11 protein-coding genes are annotated in these 11,862 nt (G+C 40.4%); 10 read left to right on the plus strand and 1 reads right to left on the minus strand.

Annotated elements, in window-relative coordinates; all coding sequences use genetic code 11:
- The first annotated feature begins 247 nt into the window (after positions 1-247).
- The 10 genes from KS419_RS06485 (at position 248) to KS419_RS06530 (ending at position 9,958) form a co-directional block, all read left to right on the plus strand.
- Positions 248-1,468, plus strand: a complete 1,221-nt coding sequence (locus tag KS419_RS06485) for an IS110 family RNA-guided transposase (protein ID WP_246593679.1) — start codon at positions 248-250, stop codon at positions 1,466-1,468.
- A gap of 495 nt (positions 1,469-1,963) precedes the next feature.
- Entirely contained in the window at positions 1,964-3,790 is a 1,827-nt protein-coding gene (locus KS419_RS06490) for a MotA/TolQ/ExbB proton channel family protein (RefSeq protein ID WP_217065256.1), read from the plus strand.
- The gene (locus tag KS419_RS06495; protein WP_217065257.1) at positions 3,783-4,478 is read left to right on the plus strand and encodes an OmpA family protein; all 696 of its coding nucleotides are present in this window, start codon (positions 3,783-3,785) and stop codon (positions 4,476-4,478) included. Before KS419_RS06490 ends, KS419_RS06495 begins: the two co-directional genes overlap by 8 nt.
- 250 nt (positions 4,479-4,728) lie before the next feature.
- The gene (locus KS419_RS06500; protein WP_217065258.1) at positions 4,729-4,893 is read left to right on the plus strand and encodes a hypothetical protein; all 165 of its coding nucleotides are present in this window, start codon (positions 4,729-4,731) and stop codon (positions 4,891-4,893) included.
- Positions 4,894-4,957: 64 nt separating this feature from the next.
- The gene (locus tag KS419_RS06505; RefSeq protein WP_217065259.1) at positions 4,958-5,650 is read left to right on the plus strand and encodes a response regulator transcription factor; all 693 of its coding nucleotides are present in this window, start codon (positions 4,958-4,960) and stop codon (positions 5,648-5,650) included.
- Positions 5,628-7,085, plus strand: a complete 1,458-nt coding sequence (locus KS419_RS06510) for a HAMP domain-containing sensor histidine kinase (protein WP_217065260.1) — start codon at positions 5,628-5,630, stop codon at positions 7,083-7,085. The genes KS419_RS06505 and KS419_RS06510 overlap by 23 nt, the downstream gene beginning before the upstream one ends.
- A gap of 278 nt (positions 7,086-7,363) precedes the next feature.
- Positions 7,364-8,788 carry a S1C family serine protease gene (locus KS419_RS06515; protein ID WP_246593688.1) on the plus strand — a complete coding sequence of 475 codons (1,425 nt, stop codon included), beginning with the start codon at positions 7,364-7,366 and terminating at the stop codon, positions 8,786-8,788.
- Between the two features lie 301 nt (positions 8,789-9,089).
- On the plus strand, positions 9,090-9,305 hold the full coding sequence (locus KS419_RS06520; protein WP_217065261.1) for a hypothetical protein: 216 nt from the start codon (positions 9,090-9,092) through the stop codon (positions 9,303-9,305).
- 111 nt (positions 9,306-9,416) lie between these two features.
- Positions 9,417-9,602, plus strand: coding sequence for a zinc ribbon domain-containing protein (locus KS419_RS25680; protein ID WP_217065262.1), 186 nt, complete (start codon positions 9,417-9,419; stop codon positions 9,600-9,602).
- Positions 9,548-9,958 (plus strand): hypothetical protein, encoded by a 411-nt coding sequence (locus KS419_RS06530; protein ID WP_217065263.1) that lies wholly within the window; start codon positions 9,548-9,550, stop codon positions 9,956-9,958. The genes KS419_RS25680 and KS419_RS06530 overlap by 55 nt, the downstream gene beginning before the upstream one ends.
- Positions 9,959-10,182: 224 nt before the next feature.
- On the opposite strand, the gene KS419_RS06535 is transcribed toward KS419_RS06530, so the two are convergent.
- Positions 10,183-11,166 (minus strand): glycoside hydrolase family 43 protein, encoded by a 984-nt coding sequence (locus KS419_RS06535; protein WP_217065264.1) that lies wholly within the window; start codon positions 11,164-11,166, stop codon positions 10,183-10,185.
- Between the last annotated feature and the right edge of the window lie 696 nt (positions 11,167-11,862).

The following is an 11,862-nucleotide window of genomic DNA, read 5'->3' on the forward strand; positions in this document are numbered from 1 at the left end:
AAACATACTAACATTAGTAGTGCAGACCCTGGCCAGGGTTTGTGCTACTATTTTTTTATAGTAGAAGTGAAGTAAGGCCGACCAGCCTCTAGGACCATTTAAGAGTCCGTATTATAAACCGGCCGACTTCACACCCTTATTTGAATCAGTTTAGTATGTTGGGTCCTTAAGAGATCGAGTAAAAGAAAGTGGAATCGATAAGGCAATGTGAAGGCTTCTATGAATGGTAAGAGAAGGAGAAATGAACATGAAACATGTTCTAGCATTCGATGTTAGTATGGGGAAAAGTACAATGGTTATCTATAATCACTATAATAAATGTGAATATGAAGGCGAAATTACACATAATAAATCGTCCTTTAAAGCCTTGAATGAAAGGATTTGTGAAATCATTAAACGGGATGGTCAAGCACCTGAAATTGTATTTGAAGCATCAGGAGTGTATTCGAGACCATTAGAACAGTTTTTTCAAGCAGAAGGCTACACCTATCATAGAGTTAGCCCGTTAGAAGCGAATCTACAAACGGCTTCGATGCGTCGTCATAAGACAGATATAAGTGATGCTCATGGGCTTGCTAAATCTCATTTTCGAACAGAACGTTCTACGACATACCAGGAAGAAAACTACTATAAACAAATGCGCGCACTAACACGTTATTACGATGAACTAGATAGTGAAATTATAAGTCTATACAGTAGATTGCACGCTATTTTACAGCTTAGTTTTCCTGAATTAGAGCGTCTTTTTTCAAAACGTTCTGCTCTCTTTTTGAACGTCACTCAGCTTTTCCCACACCCAGATGAAGTATTGGCATGTTCTAAAACTGTAATACGAAATAAAATAAAAGGGAATACAAAAAAGAACATATCCCTTAAACGTGCAGAAGAAAAAGCAATAGAATTACTTCACGCAGCACAAGATTCCTATCCAGCAATATCAAAAGATGATGTTCGTTGTGACCAAATTCGGGATTATGCTATACGTATCACAGATCTTAAAGCGAAAAAAGACATGCTTATAAAACAGATGGTTGAACTTTCAAAAGATCGTATTGAGTATCAGGTATTACTTTCTTTTCCAGGGATTGGAGAGGTGACTGCTGTAAGACTAATTGGAGAACTAGGGGATCTACAACGCTTCCAGAACCATAAACAATTGAATGCATATGTTGGAATTGATATCATGCGTTATCAATCTGGTAATACATTTTATAAAGATAAAATAAATAAACGAGGAAATAACAAATTACGAAAACTATTGTACTACATGGTTCAATCGATGATTAAACTTCGTAAGAAGTCCAACAATCATATTGTAGAGTATTATGACAAATTAAAAACGCAACCTCAAGGCAAACCCCATAAAGTTGCGTCAATTGCATGTGTGAATAAGTTCTTGAAAGTGGCCTTTCATCTAATCACACACAACATCACCTATGATTACAATACAGCATCCATCTGTTCGTAATCAGTTATTTACACTATAACATAGATGACCTTTCGAAAAAACATAACTCGTCAGGTCTATTTGTCATTTCCAAAATGTTTTTTTGGGTGGGAGTGGTACCCCTCCCACCCAAAAAATAGTTATTAATTAATAAAAACACTTGACTGTAGGTAAGAAAGAGGTTGGGACAAAAGTGTTTTATTCAATGAAAAATCCAAGTAATCATTAGCTACGGAAATATCCTTCGCTATGGTTGTGTGTTGTTCGGATTTTCGATTAAACACTTTAGTTATGTCCTAGCCTCTTTGTTGCTTGACAAGATAGTTTCGTTTTCCTGTCTAGTGCCAACGAGTACTTACGCCACGATTATGCTTCTTTTCTTAAAATCCCACCATGAAATAAACATGTTTTGTCCAACCTCTGAATAGCATGAAGTAAGAAGATTAACGGACAACTCCAGAACCAATAATCAGACATTTGCAAAACCTGGAGGCATAACTATAGGAGGTTTTTCTAATGGTGGAAGCAATTCTAGGACTATTTATAAGTGAACAACAGGTACAATCCATCCTTGCCAATCCATTAATTGAGTTTATTTTTTTAGTACTGTTTGTCACATTTGTTGTGACATTTCTTGTCCATTTTATTTTGTACAGTAAGCTTCGGAGAATCGGTCACCATTTAAGTACGAGCAAATCTTTAGAGATTGATCCGGTAAATCGGTTTAAGACGGAGTTTGACGAGAAGAAGGCACAAGAATCCGTAAAGGCTGAAACGTTTGTGCAACAGAAATTTTCCGATTGGCGTGTGTTGCATATACCGGTAGTCAGCCTTATTAAAATGATTCAGATGACTATCTCAGTTTTTATATTGGTTGGTGTATTAGGTACATTCATTGGCCTCGCCATGTCACTTGGCAGTATTGATGCCACAGGTGAGCAACTAGTGGAAAATGTGGCAGCTGTTCTGGCAGGTCTGGATGTTGCTTTTTATACAAGTATTGTGGGTATGGGACTATCTCTCCTGATGACTGTGATTACGAGAGTGTGGAATACAGAGTATTTACTAACGGACATTATGCTAAAAACAGAGTCTCAGCTTGGAGAAGATGAACAGGATGCGATGACACAATTAATCGATGTTTCTAGAACAATTAACACCTCCATTGTTCAGTTGAGGGAGTCGAATCAGGAATCCCTCCAAAATATTGAACAGTCCTTTCAAGGATTTCAAGAGTACACGGTTGGTCTCCAAAAATCCGCTGAGGATTTAGCCAAGTTTAATGATGGGCTCTCGTCAAACTTGAAGGACTTTACCGTCCTGTTTACAAAAATGAAAGAAGTGACAAGTGGTTTTGATCAAGGGGTTACGACACTCAATAAAAACTTTGATCAGTTGTTCTCCTATTTTAATAAAAGTGATAAGCGGAATGAACGAATGGCAAGTGCCTTCCATGAGACGTATAAAAAAATGGAGGAATTATCGAAATCCCAAGGGGAAATTCTCGCCAATTTCGAAGGTTCAATGGAAGAGTGGAGGGACTATCTATCCACCATGGTGAATGAGCAAGAAGCAGCTCATGGGTCCTTTGAAAGGATGATTTCTCAAAGTGATAATCTTGTAAAGCTTATGAAGGAAAATAATCGCCAATTTAAGGGGATCTTTGGTGATGATGTGAGTTCGAAACTATCTGGGATCAATTCTTATTTAAAGGAACTTCGGAATGATTTTGATAAAATGGGGAATTCCATCGTGCAATTGCCAGATGCCTTAGAGACAATCAATATGGCACAAGGGGAATATCATTCCTTGTTTACAGGGCGGTTGGAAGAAATGAAACAGTTCAACCGTGATTTTAACCAACACTTAAAATCTCACTCCACAGAATCGGCTGCATTTGAAAGACATTTAAATGATGCATCCAAAACGTACGAACAGATTGCCATGAAAAATAATCAGATGCTGAATGAAATTAACCGCACGATAGCTCAAATTACAGACTCTTTTCACCAAAGGGAGAATCAGATGGAAGCAAGCGTAGGGATCCTAAAGGATACCCTTTCCAGATACGTTTCAACGCTGGAAGGAACACTTGGAGATAAACTGGATAAGGTCGGCAGGAGTTTAGGGGACTATGTAGTGGATATGAATGACGCTATCAAAAAGGAATTTAAGCAGATCAGTGATATTACAGAAGATCATCAGCAACGGAGTACCCGTCAGACACAACAGGCTATTCAGGACTTGGGCCAGGAGTTCCAAAATTTAAATCGTCTGCTCCAGTCTTTTATGCAGGAAGCGGTAAGACAAACCCATCGTGTGAGGGTTGGAAGCAATGATTAGTAAATACAGAAGGCTGTTCAAAGGGGAGCAGGATGAAGGGCATTTTTGGCCGTCCTTCACTGATTTATTAACGGCTATATTACTCTGCTTTGTCCTTATCTTTATCATCATGATGGTCATTAAATCATTTCAAATAGAAGAGATGAAGCGGACGATTGATCAAATCATGGGGGTGAGGGTAAATTTAATTGATGATTTAAATGAAGAATTTAAGGAATCAACCCTCGGAATTGAAATTGACGAAAATACGGGAGCCATGATTTTTAACACGGACATTTTGTTTGAATTTGATGAGGCCATCCTAAAGCCAGAAGCTTTTGAGTTCCTAGATGAATTTGTTCCAGCCTATTTAGACATTCTCCTGGAAAGCGGCTATGAAGAGTACATATCAGAAATAATAGTCGAAGGTCATGCCGATAGGACTGGTGGGTATTTGTATAATCTGGAATTATCCCAGGAAAGGGCCTTCAGTGTGGCAGAATATATACTTGGTGAAGACTTCCCGTATGAAAATATTCAAGAGCATTTGAAAGAAAAGTTAACCGTAAATGGCAGATCCTATACAGATGGCAGGAACGATGACGATGGGAATTACAGTTATGAGGATTCGCGCCGTGTGGAGTTTAAATTCCGGTTGAAGGATGAAGAGATTTTAGAAGCTACAAGGGAACTTCTTGAGGGAAATTAAATTGAAATGAAAGACGAAGCATTTGGACAATTTCAATTGTCCAAATGTTTTTTTAGAGATAAGAAACACTCATGGTGGCGCTTCACGCCCCCACCGCCTACTCGTATGGGAACTGAAAAAGTGGTGCTTTTCCAATTTACAGTCTCACTAAGCCACTTTGGAAGTGACAACCGAAGTCATAGAGCGGACTTCTAGCTACTTCTTCGAATTCGCTGTCCAACGAGCGTTTACTTCGCGAGTTAGCTTCGAGTTGCCTCAACGGACAGGACGTCCTAATATCGGGCATGCCACAGGACGTGGCGTCCTGCTCGATGGACGGATAAACAACGGAGCGATGCTTGTAGAGGAAGAGGCACTGCCCTACGCTGGTGACTATACGTTTTTCTCCTTTTCTTTTATGTTGACATTTACTTGACACATTGGAATGATAAAATACAAAGAAGTATGAGAAAATTCCTTCCTTTAGGGAGATGAGAAAGATGGAAACCATTTTAGTAGTGGAAGATGAAGTAGCAATCAGTCAAGTATTAAGAGTATATTTGCAAAAATCAGGCTTCCGTGTGGTCCAAGCCTTTGATGGAGAAGAGGCGATCCACTGTTTTTCAAAAGAAAAGCCAGCACTTGTTCTTCTGGATGTGATGATTCCTGGAAAAGATGGCTGGGAGGTACTGAATCTGATCCGCGAAAAAAGCAGCTGTCCAGTAATCATGTTGACAGCTTTAGGGGATGTCAATTATAAAATTCAAGGTCTCCATGGTGGAGCGGACGATTATGTATCTAAACCGTTTGTTGCTGACGAGGTAATTGCCAGAGTTCAGGCTGTATTAAGGCGATCCAAGTTGGATAAAGACGAGAAGGAAACGGCGGAATTTGGACATCTGATCGTAGACTTTAAGGCTCATCGTGTTTTGTTATCTGAGAAGGAAGTAGCGTTAACACCAAGGGACTTATCGTTGCTTTTATTTTTGGTGAAACATCCCAATCAGACGTTTACGAGGGATCAATTGATCGAGCGAGTATGGGGCATCGATTATGAAGGAAGTGATCGTGCGGTAGACTTGGCCATCAAACGAATTCGAAAATCCCTTTCCGACTGGCCGGAAGAGGAAGGGGAAATAAAAACATTTCGGGGATTGGGGTATCAATTCAGTGTTAAATCACCCAAAGTCTAAACAAAAAACCACATTATTAAGATATTGGACAACCCGATATGTCATTACTTTGTGTGTTGGTCTGGTGATTATCGGGATTATCTCTGCTCTTTGGATTCGGCAATCCACTATTGAGCACCGGCTCCATACGATGACGATTATTGCGGAAGAATGGGCCAACCGGATTATTCATAATGATCAAGATCAGCTGGAAACTAGAGGGGGAGAACTGCCAGAGTTTCAGCCTGAACGGTTTAATAGCAATATTTATATAACGAATTTGGATGGGCGAATTATTCAACAAAGAACCATCGGTTTTCAGTTTGTTAGAGCCATACCACAGGATATTTTGCAAAAGGATAATGAAACTCAAAAAATACAGTTGAGCGGCAGAAGAGGAGAAACGGAAACTCTTTATTTGGTGAAAGTACCGGTTATATGGGAAACCATCCATATTGGATGGGTAGTGGTTACTCAGCCGGAGAGAGAAGTAGCTGCTGTCGATCAGGAGTACCATTTATTAATTGTCATGTTAATCAGTCTTGCCCTCCTAGGGTGGGGAGTGATCTATTATATTTCAAGGAAACTTTCGGACCCGATAAAATCAGTAGCAAGTGCGGCTAAGCAAATACAAGCAGGGGAGTATACGGTTAAGCTGAATGAAAACGATATTAATGAAAAAGAAGTCTATGAACTTGTCCATTCTTTTAAAGACATGGCTGGCAGATTGGATCAGCTTGAGGCTATCAGGACGGAACTCTTAGCAGGTGTTACCCATGAGTTAAAGACACCAGTCACTTCGATAAGCGGGTTACTACAAGCTCTAAAGGACGAAGTTGTGACCGGGGAAGAGGCAGCGGAATTCCTGGATATTTCACTGAAGGAAACGAACCGGATGCAAATGATGATTCGGGATCTCTTGGAGTTCAATAGCTTTGCTTCTGGTCAGTTTCCTGTAAAAAAAGAATGGGAATCTATCAACCATGTGGTTTTTGATATTGTGAACCAATGGAATCTGACCGAAGGAAATAATAATTGGCACCCTAGAGTAATTGTTAACCCATTGGAAAACGATGTATCCATTCCCGTAGATATATTACGCTTGCAGCAAATCATCATTAATTTGTTAAACAATGCAAAGCAGGCATTGGAAGGGGAAGGGGAAATAACCATTTCACTGAATTTAAATCAGGATTTTGTTGTAATCTTTGTGGAGGATACTGGAGCAGGAATCCCCCAAAGTGACCAGGAGATGATCTTTGAGCGGTTCTATCGTGGCGAAAACAAGAAATATAAAGTTAGGGGCCTTGGCCTTGGCCTTCCTTTTAGTAAGATGTTGGCGAAAGCCCATAATGGTGATCTTCAACTTGTGGAAAGTAAGCCACACGACGGAACAACGTTTAAAATAGAATTGCCAAGGAATGATAGCGGGAACATAGTGGAGAAAAAAGGTTAATATTCAGACGAATTATTTATGATAGGAGAGGCATGTATCAGGCAGAGAAACCTGGTACATGCCTTTACTTTTACTACGGAACATAGTTAGAGAAAGGTTAGATTTTGTAGGTGACACCAACATCTCTGAGAGAGAGCGGAAGGAAAAGGCCATACGAAAAAATAAAACAAAAACTTTTTACTCTGACATTTTCCTGACACATTCAGAGATTACTATAGTCATCAAGAAGAGTACAGCAATGAGAATTAAAATAGTAATTGAATATAGGAGGATGGAAGATGACGAATTATAATGATGACTTAAATCAAAACCAACCTTTATCGGGAGATCAATCACCTTCTCAATCAATGGAATCTTCACCAGAAAAGGAAATCAATGTGGAAAGTCAATCACCTATTGAAGTAAACAAAACAAGTCTAGAACAGCCCGAAGACCAATGGATGGAACAAACTCCACTATCGACACAACAAACAATTAGTGACTCACTACCAAAATCACATTATACAAACGGAAGGAATAGTGGTTCCCGTCCTCCATCAAAATGGAAAAGTTTTGGACAGATGGTTGCCGCTGGTTTCATAGGATCGGTCTTAACTTTCGCGATTGTGCCATTTATCGATAACCCACAAGAGATTATTTATGCAGGGCTAGATACTACAGATGCTACTGATTTGGATGAACCATCAACCACTGTTACCGCACCACCTATGACAGAAGATGGTGCGACGATTGCAGATGTGGTAGAAAATGCTGCTCAAGCAATTGTTGGAGTAGTAAATGTACAGGAATTAAGAGGATTCCATCCTTCGGCAAGTAGCAATGGCACGGTGGAAAGTGGAACAGGGTCCGGAGTTATTTTCAAAAAAGAGGAGGAAGGGACATATATTGTTACGAACCAACATGTCATCGAAGGTGCCAGTGAAATAGAAGTTTCATTATATAATGGAGAAAAAGCCTCTGCTGAGCTAATAGGATCTGATGCGCTAACGGATATAGCCGTGTTAAGAATCGATAGTGAGTATGATGCAACACCAATTGCCTTTGGGGATTCGTCAAAACTTCGTCCTGGAGACACTGTATTGGCGATTGGTAATCCCCTAGGATTAGATTTGTCTCGAACAGTGACACAAGGAATTGTCAGTGCCATTGACAGAAACATAACCGTTACAACTTCTGTTGGAGAATGGGAATTAGATGTCATTCAAACAGATGCGGCCATCAACCCTGGAAATAGCGGAGGAGCACTTATTAATACACAAGGGGAAATGGTTGGAATTAATAGCCTTAAAATAAGAGAAAGAGGTGTGGAGGGGTTAGGTTTTGCCATTCCAAGCAAAGATTTTGAAACGATAGTAAATGAGATTATGGAGACCGGAAAAGTGAACCGTCCTTACATGGGCGTAGGTCTTGCCAATTTATCAGAGATCCCACAATTCTTTTTACAGCAATACTCTGATGACTTGGAAAAAGGTGTCATTATTACAAATATTGATCCTGGATCTGCAGCAGCAGATGCAGGTTTACAAGTAGAGGATATTATTATTAAAATTGATGATACGGAGATTAGTTCAGCCAGTGATTTGAGAAAGTATCTATACTCGAAGACAAAAATTGGTGAGGAAGTGACCATTACCGTTAACCGACGTGGTGAAGAACATTCTCTCCCACTTACACTCACAGGACAACTAGAAAACACAAATTAATAGGGAAAAGCACGGGACAATAATGTATTATGATATGATATGCGTCCCGTGCTTTTATTTTTTTAATAGGTAATAATTTATAGGTTTTGGCACCTTCGGGTATTGTCTAGCTCCATCGCCTACTCGCATGGGAACTGAAAAAGTGGTGCTTTTTCACTTTTACAGTCCCACTAAGCCACTTCGGAAGTGACAACTGAAGTCAAAGAGCAGACTTCTAGCTACTTCTTCGAATTCGCTGTCCAACGAGCGTTTACTTCAGTGGCAGCACGCGAGCGATGCTGCCCTTCGATTATGCTTCGAGTTGCCTCAACGGACAGGACGTCCTAATATCGGGCAAGCCACAGGACGTGGCGTTCTGCCCGATGAACGGACAGGACGTCCTAATATCGGGCAAGCCACAGGACGTGGCGTTCTGCCCGATGGACGGATACTCTTCAGAGCGATACTTGTAGAGGAAGAGGCACTGCCCTACGCTCGTGATCATAGGCGCTTGCGCTTTTCTTATGTAGATCCTTAACTTCTGCTATAATTCTTTATCATTTAACTAAATATGGTACTATAGTGGAAGTGAGATAACATGTTGATTTAAATATAAAATTGCGGAATAGATCTAATTGGGGGAGTTTATATGGCGTTGCGACCTTGTCCAGAATGCAGGCACACTGTTTCAACAAAAGCAGATAGTTGTCCAAATTGTGGATTTCCTTTTGAATCAAAATTAAATCCAGTTGTGACAGAGGGAGGTTCAGGGCTATCATTTTGGGGAGTAGTGGGAGCTATTATCGTGGCAGTCATCATTCTATCATTCTTATAAATTTTGTCTCCATACTGATAAGCACAGGGGCATATCTTCTAAACAATACATTATTAAAAGAAACATTTGATCATAACTTTTTTTATGGGTATTTCAATGATATTTTTGGCGGTATAATGATCGTTGCACTTGCAAATCTTTTTATTTGTGTTGGCAAGCAGAATAACTATTACTTAGGAAACCTCAAACGAATTCTTTTGTTTACGTTCGGTGTAGGTCTATTTTGGGAGTATGTAACACCTGTTTATAACTCATCCAGTGTTTCCGATCCATGGGATATTGTTGCTTATATGACCGGGGGAGGATTGTATTGGCTCATAGACAAATTCTTCAACCGAAAACGTATTAAAAGGTGAAGTATGGGGCAAAAATTAGATTTATAAACGGTTCTTAACCGTGACAATATGAAATACTCATTTTTTTTAAACGCTCAGAAAGGGAAATGGCTGTCTCCAATGTATAACTTTTGGTGACAGCCACTTTCTGTATTATTTGATAATTCTTTTGCATGGATTAGGCAAGGGCAACGCCTAAGTCCACCTTCGGAAGAGTTTATGAAGCATGAACATTATTAAGTAACCTATAAAGAGTTGTAATCAATCGTTTGTATGGTGCCGTCTGCATTATATTTAAGTTCCGTAAATTTAACGCTTCGCTTGTGATCAACTCCATCGGACAATGAACAGTCATGATAAAATAAATACCATTTTCCTTCGAATTGTACAATGGAATGATGTGTTGTCCAACCAGTTACTGGTGTGAGTATCGTTCCCTTATAAGTAAATGGACCAGTGGGACTTTTACTAGTTGCATATGCAATCAGGTGCGTTGTTCCTGTTGAGTAAGAGAGATAATAATAGTCTTTATATTTGTGGACCCATGGACCTTCAAAAAATCTTCTTTCTTCATCCCCTGCTAGAATTGGATTTCCATCCTCATCAACAATTTTAATCTCCTGAGGATCTCCTTTAAAAGTAAGCATGTCATCGCTTAATTCAGCAACAATTGGTCCCAATGCCGGTGCATCTAACGCAGGCCCTTCCCCATCTGGTCTAAATGTGCCAGTCTGCCATTTTTCCAGTTGACCGCCCCATAAACCGCCAAAGTAAATATAAGCTTTGTCATCTTCATCAACTAAAACAGCAGGGTCAATACTGAAACTTCCTGGGATGTAACTTTCTTGAGGTGTAAATGGTCCAGCAGGATTATCACTTGTGGCAACCCCGATTCGGAAAATATCATCTTTGTCCCGTGCAGGGAAATACAAATAATATGTATTGTTTTTAAATGCTGCATCTGGAGCCCATAACTGTTGTTTTGCCCATGGAATATCTTTTACGTGAAGGGCTTCCCCATGATCAACGCAAGGAGAATCTAAGTTCTCCATGGAGAGGACGTGGTAATCTTCCATTGCATACTGGTCTCCGTTGTCATTGGAAGGTCCGTTGTGATCTAAGTCATGGGAAGGGTAAACGTATATTTTTCCTTCATATACATGTGCCGATGGATCGGCCGTATATATATGTGTTACTAACGGTTCATTTGGTTGAACTTTCTTATCCATTTGCAAAACTCCTTTTCTGTCTGAAATCATCTTTACGATAGCTTATTTATAATATCCATGTCAACTCGTTTTATATGTGTGGTAATGGTTGGGATAAGGGCATTGAATGATTTAGGCTCTTTTCACTAGATTGTTGTTTTTAAAGCAAATTATTTGCTTGGATACACTACACGGACGTCTTCACCACAGGAACAAGTGCGACATCTGTTCCTAATCCCTTCGGTCTTACTCACAGTGTCTTCTTTGCCGGGGCACGGAAGGCCTCAGCCTCCTTCGGGAACAAGTTGATCAAACTTCTGACCGAAATCCGTCTCGTGCGACCCGTTCGGGCACAAGTTGCTCCAACTTCTGACCGAAACCCTTGTGGAGCGACCCGTTCGACCACAAGTTGAGCCAACTTCTGACCGAAACCCTTGTGGAGCGACCCGTTCGACCACAAGTTGCTCCAACTTCTGACCGAAACCCTTGTGGAGCGACCCGTTCGGGCACAAGTTGCTCCAACTTCTGACCGAAATCTTTCTCGGCCTCGTCGTTCAGGAAGAACTTGAGCCAACTTCTGACCGAAATCTTTCTCGGCCTCGTCGTTCAGGAAGAACTTGAGCCAACTTCTGACCGAAACCCTTGTGGAGCGACCCGTTCGGGCACAAGTTGAGCCAACTTCTGACTGAAACCCTTGTCGAGCGACCCGTTCGGGCA

Origin of the sequence: Evansella tamaricis (assembly GCF_019042215.1) — a bacterium.
GTDB lineage: Bacteria > Bacillota > Bacilli > Bacillales > Salisediminibacteriaceae > Evansella > Evansella tamaricis.